An 18,656-nucleotide genomic window follows, 5' to 3' on the forward strand; every position below is an offset into this window, starting at 1 on the left:
GTAGCTCGTCAGGCTCATAACCTGAAGGTCACAGGTTCAAATCCTGTCCCCGCAACCAACGATCCCGAAAACCCTCGAACGGCTCGTCCGTCGAGGGTTTTTACTCGTCTGGAACCCGCCACACCGACCCCACAAACTCAACGCCACTGCGCCCGCACCCGACACCACGCCGCCCAAACCAGACCGGCAGGCCGCAGATGCAAACGGCGTGCCAACGCAGCAGGTCTGCTTGAATGACGCGCTCTTCCAAAGAGTGTAGCATTGAACACACAACACACACCCGCCGCGGCGATAGGTGAGGGGGGACACGGGCAAGACCAGGCCCCAATATACCCTCCACGCTCAATCACGACCGCAGCCCGTGTGCCCGTGCCTTTCGTTCCCGATACAACAAAAGACAACGAGAGCATCGACCCCAAAGGTCGACACCGATTTGCGTGGAAAGACCCATCCGGATCAGCAGATTGAGGCACCGGACGTCAGGACGATTTCCCGTCCGACGTTTTTGAAGGCCTAAGGAAATCCTGGAAGGGAATATCTTGGCAGGGATCCTGCGGGGTTCTACAACCATTCGCAGCCTAACGTATAGGTATTCAATGGGGAGAGTGGCATGGGATCCGAGGCAAGCGTTCTTCGCGAGTACCTGCACCTGGCGCCCGTGATCCCCGTCGTCACCATCGAGGATGCACGGCTCAGCATCGATCTTGCTCACACCCTCGTTCGCGCCGGACTCCCCGTGATCGAGGTGACGCTCAGAACATCCGCTGCGCTGGATGCGATCAGCGCCATCGCCAAAGCTGTTCCGGAGGCTGTCGTCGCCGCTGGCACTGTGTTGACGCGGAGCCAGATTCGGGAAGTGGCCGACGCGGGGGCGAAGTTCATCGTCACTCCCGGGACATCACTGCAGCTTGCGGAGGCTCTTCGCGAATCCCCCATGCCTGCCATGCCCGGATGTGCGACGGTGTCGGAAGCCATGACCCTTGCCGAGATGGGCTTTACCGCCTTGAAGTTCTTCCCGGCTGCCGTCTCCGGCGGGCCCGCCTGGCTCAAGGCCGTTCACGGCCCCCTTCCGAATCTGTCGTTCTGTCCCACGGGCGGCATCGACCGAACGAGCGCGCCCTCGTATCTCTCTCTGCCCAATGTCGCCTGTGTCGGTGGCACGTGGGTGACGCCAGCCGAGGCGATGAGAAAGGGAGATCTCGCCGAAATCGGTCGGCTTGCCTCCGACGCCGCTTCCCTGCGCGCCGAAACCTGAACCATTCCCCTGCGCCTCCGTTGTGTTCTTGCTTCGGCAGTGGACGGGCAGGAGGATCCGATGGTCAATTACAGGAAATTGTTGGACGCATTCGTAGGGATGATTGGGCGCGCCGAACCGCATCAGGGTCAGCCGGGTTCGCCAGGTAATGCCAATCCAGGTGAGGCCAATGCGGGGTTGCCGCAGCACGGCCTCGGGCAACTTGCGAAGAGCGCGAGCGAGCTCGCCAGCCAATCGCCGGATCAGCTCCTGCAGAAGGCCAAGGATTTGGCAAGCCAGCATCCCGGCGTCACACAGGCGGCACTCCTCGGTCTGGCGGGCCTCCTCTTCGGGCGCCGTAAGAAAGGAAAACTCACGGGCAGTCTCGTGACACTCGGCGGCCTGGCGGTGATCGGAGGCCTTGCCTATCGCGCCTATCAGAAGCAGCAGAGCGGCCGGTCCGCATCTTCCCCAGCCCAGGGCCAAGCGACCGAGCCAAGCGGCACGGGTGCCGGTGGTGAAGTCGCTCAGGCGGCGCTCGGTCTTCCGGAGACCTCCCGCTTCCATCCGGTTTCTCAGACAGAGGACGACGCGCTGCTCTTCCTCAGGACCATGGTAGCGGCAGCGGCGTCGGACGGCCGCATCGATGAGGCTGAGCGCGCTCGCATCGTCAAAGGCCTCGTCGAGGCCGGCATCGATCCCCAGGCCAGCCACTGGCTGGATAACGAGATGGCTTCGCCTGCGGATGTGGAGGAGCTGGCCGCGAACGTCAACGATCCGGAAAAGGCGGCACAGGTCTACGCGGCAGCTCGGATCGCCATCGATCCCGATACCATCCAGGAGCGCGAGTTCCTCCATCAGCTGGCGCTGGCTCTCGACCTCGACCCCAAGACGCGGGCGCAAATCGATGAAACAGCAAGCTCTCTGATCTAGCCCATTGAGCCCAGAGCTGGCCGCCGGCGCAGCGGCCCGCAGGTCCACACCGGTGAAAAAGTGGACCTGGTCCTCGCTGGACCCGCATGACGTTTCTCAGGGCGGCAGGACTTCGGATTCGCAGGGCCACGGCGAATGGGTGGGGAAGAGCTCAGCCGGGCCGCTTTGCTCATGCGCGCCGCTCGGGTCGCCCGATCATTTGTATGATTTATGCGAAAGTCGCCTTGCATTGCGGGGCGTTTCGCTTTCGAGTGCTTACGTAAGGATCGGAAGCGGTCCGGCCCGGTTTTTCGTCACACCGGTTGGACCCACATTCCGCCCTGCACCACATAAGGCTGAAGCGCCTGATACAATCTGAGGATTCAAGAATGGCTGACAGGCCCCATCGCCGCTCTCCCGATCAGCTTCGCTCCCGTCTTTGGTTCGACAACCCTGACAATCCCGGCATGACCGCGCTCTATCTGGAGCGCTATCTGAACTTCGGGCTGACGGGCCAGGAACTGCAGGGCAAGAAGCCGATCATCGGAATCGCCCAGACGGGTTCTGACCTTTCGCCCTGTAACCGCCACCATCTCGAACTTGCCAAGCGTGTCCGCGACGGCATCACGGCGGCGGGCGGCGTAGCCTTCGAATTCCCATGCCATCCGATCCAGGAAACCGGCAAGCGCCCCACGGCGTGTCTGGACCGCAACCTGGCTTATCTCTCTCTGGTCGAGGTTCTGTACGGCTACCCGCTCGACGGTGTCGTTCTGCTCACCGGTTGCGACAAGACCACGCCTGCCTTGCTCATGGCGGCGGCCACCGTGAACATCCCGGCAATCTCGCTCAATGTCGGTCCCATGCTCAACGGCTGGCACCATGGCGAACGCACGGGCTCCGGCACCGTCGTCTGGAAGGCCCGCGAGCGTCACGCGGCGGGTGACATCGATTATCAGCAGTTCATGGACATCGTCGGTTCCTCGGCGCCATCGGTGGGGCATTGCAACACCATGGGCACCGCTTCGACCATGAACGCCTTGGCCGAAGCGCTCGGCATGTCTCTTCCGGGCTCAGCCGCCATTCCCGCACCCTATCGTGAGCGGGGCCAGATGGCTTACGAAACCGGCAAGCGCATCGTCGAGATGGTGTGGGAGGATCTCAAGCCGTCCGACATCATGACGCGCGAGGCGTTCGAGAACGTGATCGTCGCCAACGCGGCCATCGGCGGCTCCACGAACGCGCCGATCCACATCAACGCCATCGCGAAACATATCGGCGTGCCCCTCAACAACGACGATTGGGAGCGCATCGGGTTCGAGATTCCGCTGCTCGTGAACGTGCAGCCGGCGGGTGAGTATCTCGGTGAGGAGTATTTCCGTGCGGGCGGTCTGCCGGCAGTAATCGCCGAGCTGATCGGCGCCGGGAAAATTCATGAGACTGCACTGACCTGCACGGGCACGACCATCGGCGACAATTGCCGCGGCAAGCACACCTGGGATCGCGATGTGATCCGTTCCTATGATAACCCGATGAAGGAGAAGGCAGGGTTCCTGAACCTGAAGGGAACGCTCTTCGACTCCGCCATCATGAAGACGAGCGTGATCAGCCCGGAATTTCAGGAGCGCTACCTCAACAACCCGGACGATCCGAATGCCTTCGAAGGGCCTGTGGTGGTCTTCGACGGACCGGAGGATTACCACCACCGCATCGACGATCCGTCGCTTCACATCGACGAGCAAACGATTCTCATCATGCGCGGCGCGGGCCCGATCGGATATCCAGGCGCTGCCGAGGTGGTGAACATGCAGCCGCCCGGCGCGCTTATCAAGCGCGGTGTGCTTTCGCTGCCATGCATCGGCGACGGGCGCCAATCCGGCACGTCGGGCACGCCGTCGATCCTCAACGCATCCCCTGAGGCGGCGGTGGGCGGCGGCTTGGCGCTGCTGCAGACGGGGGACCGGGTCCGCATCGACCTCAACAAGCGCACGGCGGATATTCTGCTCTCCAGGGAGGAACTGGAGAAGCGCCGTGCCGATCTCGAGGCGCGCGGAGGCTATGCCTATCCGGCGAGCCAGACGCCCTGGCAGGAGATCCAGCGCTCCATGGTCGATCAGCTCTCGGAGGGCATGACGCTCAAGCCTGCCGTGAAATATCAGAAAGTGGCGCAGACCTATGGCGTGCCGCGCGACAATCATTGAAACAACTCGGAGGCGCTTGGGGGCATCATGGTGGATCGGCTGAAGAACAAGACGGCCCTCGTCACGGCGGCAGGGCAGGGAATCGGGCGCGCCATCGCGGAGGCTTTTCTCCGCGAGGGTGCGCGCGTATGCGCAACGGACCTGGACGAGAAGAAGCTCGCAGGCCTTGAAGGAGCCACGAGGCGTGCGCTCGATGTCCGTTCGGGCTCTGCGGTCGACGCACTCGTCTCCGAGAGCGGCCCCTTCGACATTCTCGTGAATGCCGCCGGTTTCGTGCATCACGGCACCGTGCTCGATTGCTCGGACGACGATTGGGACTTCTCGTTCGATCTGAACGTGAAATCCATGCATCGCACCATCAAGGCCGTTCTGCCCGGCATGCTGGAAAAGGGGGGCGGCTCCATTGTCAATATCGCCTCGGGCGCGTCCTCCGTGCGCGGCATCCCGAACCGATATGTGTATGGCGCCACCAAGGCGGCTGTGATCGGCCTCACAAAGGCCGTGGCGGCTGATTTCATCAGGCGTGGGATTCGGGCCAATGCCATCTGCCCCGGTACGGTGCAGTCACCGTCGCTTGATCAGCGCATCGCGGCCCTGGCGGCAAGCTCCGGTCAAAGCATCGAGACGGTGCGTCAAGCCTTCGTCGACCGTCAGCCCATGGGACGCCTCGGGACGCCGGAGGAGGTCGCAGCACTCGCTGTCTATCTTGCCTCTGATGAAGCGAGCTACACGACGGGCCACATCCACCTCGTGGATGGAGGGTTTGCGCTCTGAAGGCTCTTATCGGCCGTATACCAGCCGGCGCAATTCGCTTTGTTGAGCCAGGCGGCCGCCTGCTCGTGCCGCCAGTTCAGACGTAAGGTGTTTCGAAAATCGCCGATAGCCTGATCGTATTGGCCGAGACAATAAAGAATTCTTGCGCGAACGAAGTAATAGCTGGCAAGCGACTTTGAATCTTTCGCTTGAGGAAGAGGAAGATGCAGGACCCAGTTTGCAATAAAGCCTGAAAGAGGTCTTTCGCTCTGGGTCATTTTATTATTTTCTTTGGGCATTGTTTTTCTCCGTGGTGGAGACTGCTTTCAGCCTATTTGGTTCAGCAGGGGCGAACGTCTTTTCTGGCTGAGAATCTGACACCGGCCTTCCGATGGGAAAATCGGAAAAGCGCACGGCTTGTCGAAATCGCGCAGAAAACCTAATAATTCTGAAGAGCGCAGTCAGACCTCTGCATAAAATGCAACAAGGTGACATGACATGGCCGATGACGGTTCAAGATCCGAGCCGGTTGCCTTAAGCGAGAGCGCTTTCGATTTCTCGCTGCGATCACCCCGTTTCGATGAGGTCGAAGACGTCGTCTATCGCTACGTAAGGCCCCATAGACTTAATCCATCGTCTCGGGTCCGAAAGCTCGATGGTCAGCTCAGCATTCATGGTCAGAAAGACTTCGGGACCTTTACCGTACGCTATGGGGCCGAGGTGACCGTTCAGCTTCACCCTGTAGACTGGGACAGCGACGGCCGGCTGGCCTTCATCATGGCACAAAGCGGTGCTGGATATGTAAGGATGGAAGGGCAGGAGCATGCGCTCACTGCGGAGCAGGGAACCGTCATCCCGGCTGGCCCGGAAACATTCCTGCATTACGCAAATGATTGCGAGACGCTTGCGCTCTTGCTCAGCCGTCGCAAGCTTGCGGAGCAATGCGCGAAGCTGCTGGGGCGCGAGTTTGTGCAGCCTATCGAATTCAGCAGGCAAATGCCTCTGGAGAACGCGGCTGGCCAAAGCTGGCTCCGGCTCGTCCGCTATGCCGCCGATGAGCTGAGCCACCCCCTTTCGCTAACCCGGCAAATGCCGGCTGCTGCGCAGCAACTCGAACAGATGATGATTTCCACATTGCTGCTCAGCCACTCGCACAATTATTCTGCGGCGCTTCTTCAGCCTCAATCTGCGGCTGCTCCGTACTACGTGAAGAGAGCGGAAGCTCACATGGAGGCGCACTTCGCCGAGCCGTTGTCGCTTGCCGATATCGCCGCCCATGCAGGTGTCAGCGCGAGGAGCCTCCAGAACGGGTTTCAGAATTTCCGCAACATGACCCCCATGGCGTTTCTCCGGCTGGTACGGCTGCGGCGGGCGCAGGAGGCGCTCCTGCGGGCAGATCCGGTTTTTGCGAAGGTGACGGAGATTGCCCTGAGCTGCGGCTTCAGCCACATGGGCGAGTTCGCCGTTCTCTACAAACGGACCTTCGGCGAGACGCCGAAACAGACCTTGTCGAAATCCCTTTATCGCTGAGGCTGGCCGTTCCAGGGCGTCTCCGGCACGGGCGTCAGCGGCCCTTTGCCGCCGAACCATGAAATGAGGTTGTCGGCGACCAACTGGCCCATGGCGTTACGCGTGTGAACGGAACCGGATGCGATGTGGGGCAGAAGCACCACATGCTCCATATCGATCAGCTCCTGCGGAACGCGCGGCTCGTCGTCGTAGACGTCGAGACCTGCCGTCAGGATCGTGCCGGATTTCAGCGCTTCCACGAGGGCCTGCTCGTCCACCACGCTGCCGCGCGCCACATTGATGAGAACGCCATGAGGGCCAAGCGCCTTCAGAACATCCGCATTGACGAGGTGTTTGGTCGCGGCACCGCCCGGCGTGATCACGATTAGCACGTCGCAGGCTTCGGCCAAACCGAGAAGCGTCGGATGATAGGTGTAGGACACGTCTTCTTGCCGCGTGCGGCCGTGATAGGCAATGCTGACGCCGAAGCCTTCGAGGCGCTTTGCAATGGCCTTTCCGATGCGGCCGAGGCCGACGATGCCGGCTTTGCGCTCGCGCAGGGTGGCCGATAGCGGGAACGGCGCCTTCAGCCAGCGTCCTTCACGCAAATACCGGTCGGCCTGAGGGATCTTTCGCAGAGTGGCGAGAAGCAGGCCGAGTGTGAGATCCGCCACTTCGTCGTTCAGCACGTCCGGCGTGTTGGTGACGAGGACCTGGCGTCGGGCGGCTTCCGCAACATCCACGTTGTCATAGCCGACGCCGAAGCTCGAGACGATTTCGAGATTCGGCAAACGCTCGAACAGGGTCGCATCCATGCGGCCGTAAAGGGTGCTGGTGGCAACGCCCCGAATGCGGGGGCCGATCTCGCTCAGGTAATTGTCGTGATCCGCATGTTCCCAGAGACGATGAAGATTGAACGCCTTGTCGAGTGCGTCGATGACGACGGGCAGCATCGGGGCGGTCATGAGGATATCGGCTTTGCTCATAGTGATTTCTCTAGAGCATCAGGCCCAAAAGTGGAGTCCGCTTTTGGGATGAGTTCGATGCCTTCTCTTCCGAGAGCGCGTCGTTCATGCGGCCCGAGGGTCCGCACGATGCGCTGGTCTTCAGGGGATCGTGCAACGCGATGCAGGGCCCTGGCGGAAGGCTTCGTCGATGAGGCGGGCCTCCCTCTGAAGGGCTGTCTTCACGTCCTTGGGCAGGTCGATCCAATGGCAACCGCGCAGGGCGGCTTCGAGCCCGTAGAGGGCATTGAGGCTCACATGACGGGGCAGCATGAACTTGAGGCGGCGATAGGCCTCGACCGAGCCGATGGCCATGAGATCCGACACCGTGCGGATTCCCGCCTCCTCCAAACGGCCCTGGGTGACGGGGCCAATTCCTGGAAGGCTGACGATGGGCGCATCGCTCATGAGAACGGTTCTGGCTGCTGCTGCTTCGTGCGGTCACGATAGAGCAGGTTTCAGCCGGACGCGATGGATTGCGCCGGGGGCGAGCGAATGAGCTTGGGACGGCTCAGGCGGTCGCGGTGAGTTCCGGCTCCTCGGCGCCCAGCTCTTCGAGATCGTCTTCGGCCTCGAATCCGGTCTGATCGGCACCCGTGATGCCGGCCAGGTTTTTGGCGGCCTTGCGCAGCAGCTTGCGGAGGCGCTTGCGGTCCTTGTTGTCGAAGCCTCCGAGCAGCTCCGCTTCCACTTCGTCCCAGAGGGAGTCGATCGCCGCGGCCTTGCGCTTTCCTTCCTTGGTCAGCTTCACGCGCACGACGCGCGCGTCGCCCGGCTCCGTATGCCGCTCGACCAGCTTGAGGGAGGAGAGTCGCGACACCGTCTTGGAGGCGGTCGGCGGGCGCACCCGCAGGATGGCCGCGAGATCGCCCATGGTCATGGGACCGGAGCTAGCGAGAGCCTGAAGAACCTGTTCCTGACCTGCAAAAAGGCCGAGCTCGGAGAGCTTGTCGCCCGTGCGGCTGCGATGGAGGCGGGCCGCCTGGACCAGGGCCCAACCGACGCTTTTGACGCCCGGATGAATGATGTCCTTGTCCATGCAATGCCTCTCTGGTGCAACGATCATAGCATGATGAGCAGGAAGTCATGACGTTTCGATGACAGATCTGTAACCGTCAACAGATCTCGCGTCAGGTGTCCCGGGGCAGGGCGCTTTCATGCCAGTGCCGCAGCAGCAGCCTCGTCAGGAGGCTCAAGGCAAGAAACAGCGCGACCCCCATCGCGGCCAGGAGAACGAGGGCGGCGAACAGGCGGGGAATATTGAGCCGGTACTGGCTTTCGATGATCCGGTAGGCCAGTCCTGAGCCGGCCCCTGCCGAGCCGGCCGCCATTTCGGCGACGACGGCTCCGATGAGAGACAGGCCACCTGCGATGCGCAGGCCCGCGAGGAACGCGGGGAGGGCAGCGGGACGGCGCAGATACCAGAGGGCCTTCAGCCGGGAGCGGATCCGTGCGCCTCGGCCCGGCTGCGAGGACACGCCATAGAGCTGGAACAGCTCCAGGAGGTTCCTGTCGACGGATTGGAGCCCCAGCATGGTGTTCGACAGAACGGGGAAGAAGGCGACGAGCCAGGCGCAGGCCAGCACCGCGAGATTCTGCGGCATGTAGATCAGAAGCAGGGGCGCGATGGCGATGACGGGTGTGACCTGCAGCACGACGGCGAAGGGGTAGAGCGAATACTCGACGATGCGCGAGAGGCTCAAGGCGACGGCCAGCGCCACCCCGCCAATGACGGCAAGGACGAGAGCCGCGAGCGTTGTCTTCAGCGTCACCATGAGCGATGCCGAGAGAAGGGGCCAATCCGCTTTCAGAGTCGATGCGATCAGGCTCGGGGCGGGCAGGATATAGGGCGGTACGCCGGCGATGCGCACATACATTTCCCATACGGCGATGACGGCGACGAATACCGCGCCGGGCAGAACCAGCCTGAGGGCGTTGCCGGCCGTCATAGCCTCTCGCCTTTCATGCCGCCCGTCAGAGCCCGCGAGACCTGTCGGCACAGATCCGCGTAAGCGACGCTCGTTCGGAAGTCGCGGTCGCGTTCGCGAGAGGAGGCGCCTGCGATCTCAGCGACGACGCGTCCCGGGCGCGGAGACAGAACGGCGACGCGGCTTGACAGATAGGCGCTCTCGTAAACCGAATGAGTCACGAACACCACGGTGCAGCTCAGTTCTCTTTGCATCTCGAGCAGATCGTCGTTGAGCCTGAAGCGGGTGATCTCGTCGAGTGCGGCAAAGGGCTCGTCCATCAGGAGAAGGCGCGGCCTCACGCTGAGCGCGCGGGCGATCGAAACGCGCATCTTCATGCCGCCGGAAAGCTCGCGCGGATAGGCTTTCGCGAAATCCTGCAGGCCCACGAGCGCAAGACTTTGAGCAATGCGATCCTCCGCCTCTTTCCGCGGAACGCCGCGCAGGCGCAACGGCAGCCAGACGTTGTCCGCGACATGGGCCCAAGGCATCAAGGTCGGCTCCTGAAACACGAAGCCGATCTCATTGCGATGGTCCGTATCGGAAGCGCCGGGCCAGGTGATGCAGCCTGTCGTGGGGGCGGTGAGGCCGGCGATCAAACGCAGCACCGTCGACTTTCCGCAGCCGGAGGGGCCGAGCAGGGACAGGAACTCGCCCTCCCGGACATCGAGGCTGAACCGGTCGAGAGCCGTCACGCCGTTGGGGAAGACTTTTCCGACCTGTTCGAGCGAAACGAGTGGGGAGGCGTTCATGGGGTTCGCGGCGTAGGATGCATCGGATGCGAGCTATTTCTTGAGCTCGAGACCGACACCCTTGTTCACGAATTGCAGCGTATAGGCCTTCCTGTAGTCGAGGTCGGCCTTGAACAGACCCGCCTTCACCATCTTGTCGAAGAAGTCCTTCATGCGCGCGTCGGTCATGGCGCCGATGCCGTGCTCTTGCGCATCGCCTGAATCGACGATGCCGTATTCCTTCATCTTCGCCACGGCATAGCCGAGGATCTCGTCGGTCATCTCGGGATTGTCGCGCTTGATGAGCGCGTTCGCCGGACCGTTGTCGCCGTAGAGATAATGATACCAGCCGATCGTGGAGGCATCCACGAAACGCTGTACGAGATCGGGGTCCTTCTCCACCACCTCGCGCCGCGTTTCGATGGTCGTCGAATAGGTGCTGAATCCGTGGTCGGCGAGCAGGAACACATTGGGCGTGAAACCCGCCGCCTTCTCGATCACCAGCGGATCTGAGGTCACGTAGCCCTGCTGCACCGCTCGGCTGTCGGCGATGAAGGGCGCAGGGCTGAAGCCGTAGGGCTTCACCTGCTCGTCCTTGAAGCCGAATTCGGCCTTCATCCATTGGAAGAAGGTGGCCATGCCGTCCTTCGAGAGGAGGATGTCGTTGGACGTCTTGAGCGCGTCGAACGTGTCGAGGCCCTGGCCGGGATGGCTCATCAGGATCTGTGGATCCTTCTGGAAATGGGCCGCGACCACGACGGTCGGGATATTCTTCTCAACGGCAGAGAATGCCTGGATCAGGCTGCCGCCCATGTAGAAATCGAGCTTCCCGACGCTCATGAGCATGCGGTTGCTGGCGCGCGGGCCGCCCGGCACGATGGTGACCTTCAGGCCATATTTCTCGTAAGTGCCGTCCGCGAGCGCCTGATAATAGCCGCCATGCTCGGCCTGGGCGAGCCAGTTGGTGCCGAAGGTGATCTCCCGCAGAGCAGGCTGCGCTTCGGAAGGACCCGTGCTCCAGCCGGAGAACATCAGCAACAGCCCTGTCGCCCAAGCATTCCGCTTCATCGCGCTCGCCCTTGTCATGCCGCAGACGGTCTCCGTGGCGTCGGAGCGGTTCTGCGCGGTTCCATGGCGCTTGGCAAGGCCCTCACCCTGGGGCAGGCGCTCGTCAACCGCTCGCCGTCCCCGTCTTGGGAGCGCAGCGCCTCGAAGACGTGGGAGTCCGACGCAAAACCGGGGATGACGAGAGAGGTGAAGGACCCGCCGCGCAATCCTCGATCGACCCGCGCCGTCTGGTCCTGCAGAGGCGATGGGGTTACTCGACCGCCCAGGGATAGGTCCAGGTTTCCGTGAGCGCCCGGTTTCCCGCGCGCAGGAAGGCGCGCAGATCCGTGGACTGGCCCGGTTCCAGCTTCACGTCGATGGCGGCGCGGAAGCCCTTGATATGATCGTTGGGCATCAGGAAGGTATTGGTGATCTGGCCTACGGAGGCGGAGGGGACCAGCTGTACCTGGTCGGGGGCACCGGCGTAGTAGGCGAGATCGCCGCCCGCGAAATCGATGATGAAGCGGCGATGCGTGCGGTCGCTCGGAGCATTCGAGCCGCTGGCGCGGGGTGGCGTCTGGAAGGTGTTGATCACCTTGCCGCCCGAATGCATGGAGCCGATGGCGGCCGCCGCCCGCAACCGGTACGAGAAGGTGACCTCCTGGCCGGCCTCGTAAGGCTTGTTGGGCTGCCAATAGGCCACGATGTTGTCGTGGGTCTCGTCCGGGGTTGGCAGCTCCATGAGCTCGACCCAGCCTTCGCCCCAATCGCCCACCGGCTCCACCCAATAGCCGGGGCGCTGGTGGTAATGGGCTTCCAGGTCCTGGTAGTTCTCGAACACCCGGTCGCGCTGCATCAGGCCGAAACCACGCGGGTTTTTGTCGGAGAACGAGGAAATCGTCTTGCCGTTCGGGTTGCGCAAGGGACGCCAGATCCACTCGCCCGCGCCCGATTGCATGAGCAGTCCGTCCGAATCGTGGAGCTCCAGTCGGAAATCGTCCGTAGGCTTCCGGTCGTTCTCGCCCTCGAAGAACATCGAGGTGAGCGGAGCCAGGCCCACATTCTCGATGCGCTGGCGCGGGAAGAGCGTGGCCGTGACGTCGAGGGTGGTTTCCTTCGAAGGGTAAATCTCGAACCGATAGGCGCCGGCGACCGAGGGGCTGTCGAGGAGGGCGTAGACCGTCGCTCGCGTGCTTTCCGGCTTGGGCATCTCGATCCAGAACTCGCGGAAATACGGAAACTCCTCCTGCTCTCCGCCTTCCACATTGATGGCGAGCCCGCGCGCCGAGAGGCCGTATTTCTGGTCCCGTCCCAGGAAACGGAAATAGCTTGCGCCGAGGAAGGCGATCAACTCGTCGAAGACCTTCGGGTTGTTGAGCGGATAATGCAGCCGGAACCCTGCGAAGCCGAGATTCACCGGCAAAGGCTTGTCGATCTTGTTGCGGCCATAATCGAACAGCTCACGCTGGTAGGGGACCGGAGTCGGCACACCCTCGCGGATGATGTTGACCGTCACCGGCTTCTGATAAAGGAAGCCGAGATGGAATAATTGCAGCCGGAACGGGCTGTTGCCGCCGGCGAGCAGGGCCTTATCCGTGCGGAAGCGGATATCGCGGTAATCGTCGAAGCTCAGCCGGTTGAGCGGCTCCGGCAGCTGAGTGGGGGGCGCCTCGAACGGAGCGCCCGCCAGTTCCCGGGCCCGGCGCACCACGTCCTCGAAGCGGAACGGTTCCGGCGTCGGTACGCCGTTCTGCGGAGCCTGCGCTGAGGCAGACCCGCCCCAGGCGGAGAGCGCGGTGGCGGCGAGCAGGCTTTGCAGAAGGGCACGGCGGGAGAAATGGAACATGGCGGAGAGACTGTTCGTCCTGAAACGGCGGGAGAGGCGGCTTTCGAGAAGCCGCAATCCTTAAATGGGTGAGCTGAGGCCGCTTAATAGGGGCTGAATGGAAGCGCCGCCATTCCCCTCCGAAAGCAGGGTTAAAAAATTTCGTGGGAGGCCCGAAAGGCTCTTGTGATCGGGGGCGAAAGGCCTTATTTCACTCCTGCCCAAATTCGCACGTGCCTGTGGTCGCGTGCCGGTTGGTGGGCATCCGGACAAGAGGCCGGACAGCCGCCCGAGAACGACCTAGTTCTCGACTACCCCTAACCGGCAGCCGGAGGCGAAACCGGCGCACCCCGTTCTCAACGGGGGACGTGACTTAAAGCAACGACGAACGGGCTTTTTTGGTCTCGTTGGCCCTCCAAAGGTCAACACCGAAGAGGCTTGTTTCTCATTGCCAGGCGTGCGGACGGGAATTCCCCATCCAATCCAAGGCAGCATCGTCGGGTGAAGAGCCCATCGCCGCTCCTCGTGTCTCCATCGCACGAAGCGGGATGCATCTTCCCTCGCTGACGCCGGACGGCAGAAGGCTCTGACCGTCCAGATTTCAATCCGGAGGCTTGAAGACCTCCATTGAACCTTTGGTGGGGAGAGCGCCATGACTGAGCGCATTCGTGAATTCCTGCGCAACCGACGTGAGGACGGCCCGTGCGTTGTCGTCGACCTCGACGTGGTGCGTGACAACTACTCCAAGTTTGCCCGTGCGCTCCCCGACACGCGTGTCTTCTACGCCGTGAAGGCCAATCCGGCTCCGGAGGTGCTGAAGGTGCTTGCCGAGATGGGCTCGTGCTTCGACACGGCCTCGGTCGTCGAGATCGAGCTTGCGCTCGCAGCCGGCGCCACGCCCGACCGCATCTCCTTCGGCAACACGATCAAGAAGGAGCGCGATATCGCTCGCGCCCTCGAGATCGGCGTTCGCCTCTATGCGGTCGATTGCGAGGCCGAGGTCGAGAAGATCGCTCGCGCCGCCGCGACGGCTGGCGTTGCCGCTTCCGAGGTGAAGGTGTTCTGCCGCATCCTCTGCGACGGCGCCGGCGCCGAGTGGCCGCTCTCCCGCAAGTTCGGCTGCGTGCCGGAAATGGCGGTGGACGTGCTCGAGCATGCGGTTCGTCAGGGCCTGGAGGCCTACGGCGTGTCGTTCCACGTGGGTTCGCAGCAGGGCAACACGGAAGCCTGGGATCAGGCTCTCGGCTCCGCCTCCGCGATCTTCCGCGAGTGCGCCAGCCGTGGCATCCACCTGTCGATGGTCAATCTCGGCGGTGGCTTCCCGACGAAGTACCTGAAGACGGTTCCTCAGGTGGAAGCCTATGGCGAGTCGATCTTCCGCGCGCTGTCGAAGCACTTCGGCAACCGCATTCCGGAAACGATCATCGAGCCGGGCCGCGGCATGGTCGGCAACGCGGGCATCATCGAGGCCGAGGTCGTTCTCGTCTCGAAGAAGAGCCGCGACGAGGACGAGGTGCGCTGGGTCTATCTCGACATCGGCAAGTTCGGCGGTCTCGCCGAAACGATGGACGAGTCGATCCGCTACCCGATCCGCAGCGAGCGCGACGGCGACCACAAGGTGCCGTGCGTGCTGGCCGGCCCCACCTGCGACTCGGCCGACGTTCTCTACGAGAAGGAGCCCTACATGCTCCCCGTCTCGCTGGAGATCGGCGACAAGGTGCTGATCGAGGGCACGGGCGCCTACACGACCACCTATTCGGCGGTCGCGTTCAACGGCTTCCCGCCGCTCAAGTCCTACGTGATCTGACTCACGTCCCGCCTGCCTCGCTGAATGAGGCAGGCACCAACCCCGAAAGTGTTGTCCCGGACGGCCTGCGCGAGTTGTCGTGCAGGTGCGAGGGCTGTCGCTCACCCCATGTGTTTTGGGAGGCCACGGCCATGATCACGATTCGCGAAGAAACCTTCCTCGATACGCAAGCGCGGGAAGCGCTGCTCGACGTCTGCTTCGGCCCCACGCGCTTCCAGAAGACCTGCGAGCGCCTGCGCGAAGGTCGCAAGGCCGCCGATGGCCTGTCGCTCGTCATCGAACGCGACGGCGAGATCGTCGGCACGGTGCGTCTGTGGCACGTCTCGGCAGGTCCGAACCGGCCCGCGCTCATGCTCGGCCCGATCGCCATCGATCCCGCGCTCCAGAGCCTCGGCCTCGGCGGCAAGCTCATGCGCGAGGCGCTCGCTCGCGCGGCCGCTCTCGGGCACAAGGCGGTGCTGCTGGTCGGCGATGCGCCGTATTACCAGCGCTTCGGCTTCTTGCCGGAGAAGACCGAAGGCCTCTGGCTGCCGGGACCTTACGAGCGCAATCGCTTCCTCGCGCTGGAGCTGGAAGCGGGTCACCTCGACGGTGCCCGTGGACTCGTGTCCGCAACCGGCGCTTACCAGGAGAAGCCCGATCTCACGGCGCTCGTCGCAGCCGCTGCGCAGGGACGTCTGCCCGGTCTTCGCCCCGCAGCGTGATCGTCAATCCATCGTCCGAGGGTCGCGTCAGGCGGCCCTCGGATCGGGCAGCGCGAAAGTAGCGCCCGCGGCGACCAGCAGATAAGCGGCAAAGCCAAGGCTGATCGCGCCGAGGCTGATGCCGGTATCGAACAGCAGGCCGATGAAGCCCGGCGTCGCCGCTGAGGCCAGCACCATGAGCGCGCCGGCCAGGGCGCGGATCTTCCCCAGATGCTTCGTGCCGAAGAGCTCGGCCAGAACCGCCGCGATGATGACGTTGGTTGCGCCTGCGGACAGGCCGATCAGGGCGAAGAAGATCGGCGCGAGGGCCGGGCCGCTGAGAACCGCTAGGGCCGAGGAAGCGAGAATGAGGCCCACGAGATAGAAATGGCTCAAGCGTTTTGCACCGAACCGGTCGACGAGGCTGCCCGTCAGCATCGCCACCGTGACCGAGACGAGCGCATAGATGGTGATGCTGCTCGCCAGCAGTTCCAGGGGCCAGCCCTCGATATCGGCGATGAGCCGCTGATGAAAGAAATAGGCCGTAACAATGGCCGGGTAGCCGATCATGGTCGGAACGAGGGCGAGGAAGCGCCGGTCACGCAGAATATCGATCCAGCGCGGCCCTGCCTCCGTCGGTCCGCTTCCCTGAACAGCATCGCCGGGCTCGGGAGCCCGCGGGGTGAGAAAGACGCCCAAGACCCAGCCGAGGGCGAGGCAGACAGCGATGACGAGCGCGGCGACGCGCCACATGCCTGCCCAGCCGAGCGCCGCGATCCCTGCGATGACGATCGTGGGCAGAACGGCTTCGCCCGCCGGAAATCCGAGCGCGGCCACGCCGGTCGCCCGGCCGCGAATGCCCCCTGAAAGCCGGGCCGTGCTCATGACGCCCGCATGGCTCGACATGCCTTGGCCGAAGAGGCGAAGGGCAAACAGGCTCAAGCCCAGCATCGCGGCGTTGGAGGCCATTGAGAGGCTAAGCGCCGCTCCGGCGAGCCCGACGAGAGCCACGGTGGCATAGAGGCGGATGTCGATCCGGTCGATGACGGCGCCGACCCAGATCATCAGCAGGCCCGAACAGAGCGTCGCTGTGGAATAGATCAGCCCGAAGGCGCCGTTCGTGAGCCCGAAGGTTTCACGGATGTCCGGCCCGGAGAGCGAGATGAAGAAGGTTTGCCCGAAGGAGGACAGAAAGGTCAGGGCGAAGCCGAGGCCGATCACACGCCCTTGGCGCGTGAGGAGTTCGCGAAATGTCATCGGGCTGTAGCCGGGAATGGATAATCTCGATTCCGATCATGATGCCTTGTTCGCCGATGTCGAGACCTGAAACGGTGAAGAGATCTTTTTTGCCCGCCTTCGGTCTGGATCCGCAGGGAAATCGCGATCGGAGGCCAATAGCGCCGCCCAGGCATTGACCCCGAGGGCCCCTCAATCCTAGATGCGCCCGGAACCGTTCTACCCGGAGACAAACCTTTCCATCTCACGCTTTCTCAAGGAGAAACATCGATGACCACTTGGCCCGTTCATGGCCGCATCACCGGTCCGATCGTCATGATCGGTTTCGGCTCGATCGGAAAAGGCATGCTGCCCCTGATCGAGCGGCATTTCGAGTTCGACAAGAACCGCTTTACGGTCATCGACCCTGTCGACACGGACCGCAGCATGCTCGACGTGCGCGGCATCACTCTGGTCCACAAGGCTCTTACCCCTGAGAATTACCGCGAGATCCTGACGCCCCTTCTGACGGAAGGCGGCGGGCAGGGCTTCTGCGTGAACGTGTCCGTGGACACCTCATCGCGAGCGATCCTGGAGCTCTGCCGTGAGCTCGGCGCTCTCTACGTCGACACGGTGGCCGAGCCCTGGGCCGGCTTCTACTTCGACAAGAGCGCAGGCCCCGCGGAGCGCACCAACTACATGCTGCGCGAAAACATTCTCGACGCGCGCCGTCAGGCGCCCGGCGGTCCGACGGCGGTGAACTGCTGCGGCGCCAATCCCGGCATGGTCTCCTGGTTCGTGAAGCAGGCGCTGCTCAACGTCGCCAAGGACATCGGCCTCGATGTCGAGGTGCCGAAGTCCCGCGAGGAATGGGCCGGGCTCATGCAGCGCGTGGGCGTGAAGGGCATTCACATCGCCGAGCGCGACACGCAGCGCGCGGAGAAGCCGAAGCCCATGGGCGTGTTCGTGAACACCTGGTCCGTGGAAGGTTTCGTGTCCGAAGGCCTGCAGCCCGCGGAACTCGGATGGGGCACGCACGAGACGTGGATGCCCGAGAACGCGCGCACGCACGACAAGGGCTGCGGCTCCGCGATCTATCTGCTGCAGCCGGGCGCGAATACGCGCGTGCGCACCTGGTGCCCGACGCCAGGTCCGCAATACGGCTTCCTGGTCACGCACAACGAGGCGATCTCCATCGCCGACTACTTCACCGTCCGCGACGGCGACAAGGTTGCTTACCGACCGACCTGCCACTACGCCTATCACCCGGCGAACGACGCCGTGCTGTCGATGCACGAGATGTTCGGCAACGCGGGGAAGTTCCAGGGCAAGCAGCACATTCTCACGGAGGACGAGATCGTCGACGGCATCGACGAGCTCGGCGTGCTGCTCTACGGCCATGCCAAGAACGCCTACTGGTTCGGGTCGCAGCTCTCCATCGAGGAGACCCGCAAACTCGCACCCTATCAGAACGCCACCGGCCTGCAGGTGACCTCGGCCGTGCTTGCCGGCATGGTGTGGGCCCTGGAGAACCCGAACGCGGGCATCGTGGAAGCCGACGACATCGATTTCCGCCGCTGCCTCGAAGTGCAGATGCCGTATCTCGGGCCTGTTAAGGGCTACTATACGGACTGGACGCCGCTGGACGATCGCCCGGGCTTCTTCCCCGAGGATATCGATGCCTCCGACCCGTGGCAGTTCCGGAACATTCTGGTGCGCTGAGCCGTAGGCGTCGTGCCCAGGCTTGCCCTGGGCACGACGTAGGGTGGAG

Annotated in this window: 17 protein-coding genes; 8 read left to right on the forward strand and 9 right to left on the reverse strand. The window is 63.1% G+C overall.

The features are described from left to right. Nucleotides 1-610: 610 nt before the first annotated feature. The 4 genes from eda (at nt 611) to ACS5Q0_RS22555 (ending at nt 5,118) form a co-directional block, all read left to right on the forward strand. Nucleotides 611-1,255, forward strand: a complete 645-nt coding sequence (gene eda, locus ACS5Q0_RS22540) for a bifunctional 4-hydroxy-2-oxoglutarate aldolase/2-dehydro-3-deoxy-phosphogluconate aldolase (protein ID WP_473128895.1) — start codon at nt 611-613, stop codon at nt 1,253-1,255. A 60-nt stretch (nt 1,256-1,315) separates the two neighbouring features. Then, entirely contained in the window at nt 1,316-2,167 is an 852-nt protein-coding gene (locus ACS5Q0_RS22545) for a tellurite resistance TerB family protein (RefSeq protein ID WP_473128896.1), read from the forward strand. Between the two features lie 368 nt (nt 2,168-2,535). Further along, nucleotides 2,536-4,344 (forward strand): IlvD/Edd family dehydratase, encoded by a 1,809-nt coding sequence (locus ACS5Q0_RS22550; RefSeq protein WP_473128897.1) that lies wholly within the window; start codon nt 2,536-2,538, stop codon nt 4,342-4,344. Between the two features lie 27 nt (nt 4,345-4,371). Further along, complete coding sequence (locus ACS5Q0_RS22555; RefSeq protein ID WP_473128898.1) at nt 4,372-5,118, forward strand: SDR family oxidoreductase; 747 nt, start codon at nt 4,372-4,374, stop codon at nt 5,116-5,118. Here ACS5Q0_RS22555 and ACS5Q0_RS22560 read toward each other — a convergent pair. Continuing rightward, nucleotides 5,070-5,396, reverse strand: a complete 327-nt coding sequence (locus tag ACS5Q0_RS22560; protein ID WP_473128899.1) for a hypothetical protein — start codon at nt 5,394-5,396, stop codon at nt 5,070-5,072. The two genes, ACS5Q0_RS22555 and ACS5Q0_RS22560, sit on opposite strands and share 49 nt — an antisense overlap. Before the next feature lie 199 nt (nt 5,397-5,595). Here ACS5Q0_RS22560 and ACS5Q0_RS22565 point away from each other — a divergent pair, with 199 nt between their 5' ends. Next, nucleotides 5,596-6,627: an AraC family transcriptional regulator gene (locus ACS5Q0_RS22565; RefSeq protein WP_473128900.1), complete on the forward strand. Its 1,032-nt coding sequence runs from the start codon at nt 5,596-5,598 to the stop codon at nt 6,625-6,627. Here ACS5Q0_RS22565 and ACS5Q0_RS22570 read toward each other — a convergent pair. The 7 genes from ACS5Q0_RS22570 to ACS5Q0_RS22600 all read right to left on the reverse strand — a co-directional run bounded on the left by ACS5Q0_RS22570 (nt 6,618) and on the right by ACS5Q0_RS22600 (nt 13,201). After that, nucleotides 6,618-7,592 carry a 2-hydroxyacid dehydrogenase gene (locus ACS5Q0_RS22570; RefSeq protein WP_473128901.1) on the reverse strand — a complete coding sequence of 325 codons (975 nt, stop codon included), beginning with the start codon at nt 7,590-7,592 and terminating at the stop codon, nt 6,618-6,620. The two genes, ACS5Q0_RS22565 and ACS5Q0_RS22570, sit on opposite strands and share 10 nt — an antisense overlap. A gap of 120 nt (nt 7,593-7,712) precedes the next feature. Then, nucleotides 7,713-8,018 carry a TfoX/Sxy family DNA transformation protein gene (locus ACS5Q0_RS22575; protein WP_473128902.1) on the reverse strand — a complete coding sequence of 102 codons (306 nt, stop codon included), beginning with the start codon at nt 8,016-8,018 and terminating at the stop codon, nt 7,713-7,715. A 103-nt stretch (nt 8,019-8,121) separates the two neighbouring features. Beyond that, nucleotides 8,122-8,649, reverse strand: coding sequence for a MarR family winged helix-turn-helix transcriptional regulator (locus tag ACS5Q0_RS22580; protein ID WP_473128903.1), 528 nt, complete (start codon nt 8,647-8,649; stop codon nt 8,122-8,124). Between the two features lie 91 nt (nt 8,650-8,740). Further along, the gene (locus ACS5Q0_RS22585; protein WP_473128904.1) at nt 8,741-9,559 is read right to left on the reverse strand and encodes an ABC transporter permease; all 819 of its coding nucleotides are present in this window, start codon (nt 9,557-9,559) and stop codon (nt 8,741-8,743) included. Next, nucleotides 9,556-10,329 carry an ABC transporter ATP-binding protein gene (locus tag ACS5Q0_RS22590; protein ID WP_473128905.1) on the reverse strand — a complete coding sequence of 258 codons (774 nt, stop codon included), beginning with the start codon at nt 10,327-10,329 and terminating at the stop codon, nt 9,556-9,558. The genes ACS5Q0_RS22585 and ACS5Q0_RS22590 overlap by 4 nt, the downstream gene beginning before the upstream one ends. A gap of 33 nt (nt 10,330-10,362) precedes the next feature. Then, entirely contained in the window at nt 10,363-11,376 is a 1,014-nt protein-coding gene (locus ACS5Q0_RS22595; RefSeq protein WP_473128906.1) for an ABC transporter substrate-binding protein, read from the reverse strand. Between the two features lie 250 nt (nt 11,377-11,626). Beyond that, a complete protein-coding gene (locus ACS5Q0_RS22600) occupies nt 11,627-13,201 on the reverse strand; it encodes an OpgD/OpgG family glucan biosynthesis protein (RefSeq protein WP_473128907.1) in 1,575 nt (524 codons plus the stop codon). 631 nt (nt 13,202-13,832) lie between these two features. Here ACS5Q0_RS22600 and ACS5Q0_RS22605 point away from each other — a divergent pair. Beyond that, complete coding sequence (locus ACS5Q0_RS22605) at nt 13,833-14,987, forward strand: type III PLP-dependent enzyme (protein ID WP_473128908.1); 1,155 nt, start codon at nt 13,833-13,835, stop codon at nt 14,985-14,987. Nucleotides 14,988-15,118: 131 nt separating this feature from the next. Beyond that, on the forward strand, nt 15,119-15,691 hold the full coding sequence (locus tag ACS5Q0_RS22610) for a GNAT family N-acetyltransferase (RefSeq protein WP_473128909.1): 573 nt from the start codon (nt 15,119-15,121) through the stop codon (nt 15,689-15,691). Between the two features lie 27 nt (nt 15,692-15,718). Here ACS5Q0_RS22610 and ACS5Q0_RS22615 read toward each other — a convergent pair whose 3' ends face one another. Continuing rightward, a complete protein-coding gene (locus tag ACS5Q0_RS22615; protein ID WP_473128910.1) occupies nt 15,719-16,927 on the reverse strand; it encodes an MFS transporter in 1,209 nt (402 codons plus the stop codon). Between the two features lie 249 nt (nt 16,928-17,176). Here ACS5Q0_RS22615 and ACS5Q0_RS22620 point away from each other — a divergent pair, with 249 nt between their 5' ends. Further along, complete coding sequence (locus ACS5Q0_RS22620) at nt 17,177-18,607, forward strand: homospermidine synthase (protein ID WP_473128911.1); 1,431 nt, start codon at nt 17,177-17,179, stop codon at nt 18,605-18,607. Nucleotides 18,608-18,656: the final 49 nt, after the last annotated feature.

Source organism: Microvirga sp. HS2 (assembly GCF_055792805.1).

Excerpts from the sequence above, each read along its gene's own strand:
- ACS5Q0_RS22550 (WP_473128897.1), top strand. The coding sequence starts at position 2,536 with ATGGCTGACAGGCCCCATCGCCGCTCTCCCGATCAGCTTCGCTCCCGT.
- ACS5Q0_RS22585 (WP_473128904.1), bottom strand. The coding sequence starts at position 9,559 with ATGACGGCCGGCAACGCCCTCAGGCTGGTTCTGCCCGGCGCGGTATTC.
- ACS5Q0_RS22615 (WP_473128910.1), bottom strand. The coding sequence starts at position 16,927 with ATGACATTTCGCGAACTCCTCACGCGCCAAGGGCGTGTGATCGGCCTC.
- ACS5Q0_RS22620 (WP_473128911.1), top strand. The coding sequence starts at position 17,177 with ATGACCACTTGGCCCGTTCATGGCCGCATCACCGGTCCGATCGTCATG.
- ACS5Q0_RS22555 (WP_473128898.1), top strand. The coding sequence starts at position 4,372 with ATGGTGGATCGGCTGAAGAACAAGACGGCCCTCGTCACGGCGGCAGGG.
- ACS5Q0_RS22575 (WP_473128902.1), bottom strand. The coding sequence starts at position 8,018 with ATGAGCGATGCGCCCATCGTCAGCCTTCCAGGAATTGGCCCCGTCACC.
- ACS5Q0_RS22595 (WP_473128906.1), bottom strand. The coding sequence starts at position 11,376 with ATGAAGCGGAATGCTTGGGCGACAGGGCTGTTGCTGATGTTCTCCGGC.
- ACS5Q0_RS22545 (WP_473128896.1), top strand. The coding sequence starts at position 1,316 with ATGGTCAATTACAGGAAATTGTTGGACGCATTCGTAGGGATGATTGGG.
- ACS5Q0_RS22565 (WP_473128900.1), top strand. The coding sequence starts at position 5,596 with ATGGCCGATGACGGTTCAAGATCCGAGCCGGTTGCCTTAAGCGAGAGC.
- ACS5Q0_RS22580 (WP_473128903.1), bottom strand. The coding sequence starts at position 8,649 with ATGGACAAGGACATCATTCATCCGGGCGTCAAAAGCGTCGGTTGGGCC.
- ACS5Q0_RS22560 (WP_473128899.1), bottom strand. The coding sequence starts at position 5,396 with ATGCCCAAAGAAAATAATAAAATGACCCAGAGCGAAAGACCTCTTTCA.
- ACS5Q0_RS22590 (WP_473128905.1), bottom strand. The coding sequence starts at position 10,329 with ATGAACGCCTCCCCACTCGTTTCGCTCGAACAGGTCGGAAAAGTCTTC.
- ACS5Q0_RS22605 (WP_473128908.1), top strand. The coding sequence starts at position 13,833 with ATGACTGAGCGCATTCGTGAATTCCTGCGCAACCGACGTGAGGACGGC.
- eda (WP_473128895.1), top strand. The coding sequence starts at position 611 with ATGGGATCCGAGGCAAGCGTTCTTCGCGAGTACCTGCACCTGGCGCCC.
- ACS5Q0_RS22570 (WP_473128901.1), bottom strand. The coding sequence starts at position 7,592 with ATGAGCAAAGCCGATATCCTCATGACCGCCCCGATGCTGCCCGTCGTC.
- ACS5Q0_RS22600 (WP_473128907.1), bottom strand. The coding sequence starts at position 13,201 with ATGTTCCATTTCTCCCGCCGTGCCCTTCTGCAAAGCCTGCTCGCCGCC.
- ACS5Q0_RS22610 (WP_473128909.1), top strand. The coding sequence starts at position 15,119 with ATGATCACGATTCGCGAAGAAACCTTCCTCGATACGCAAGCGCGGGAA.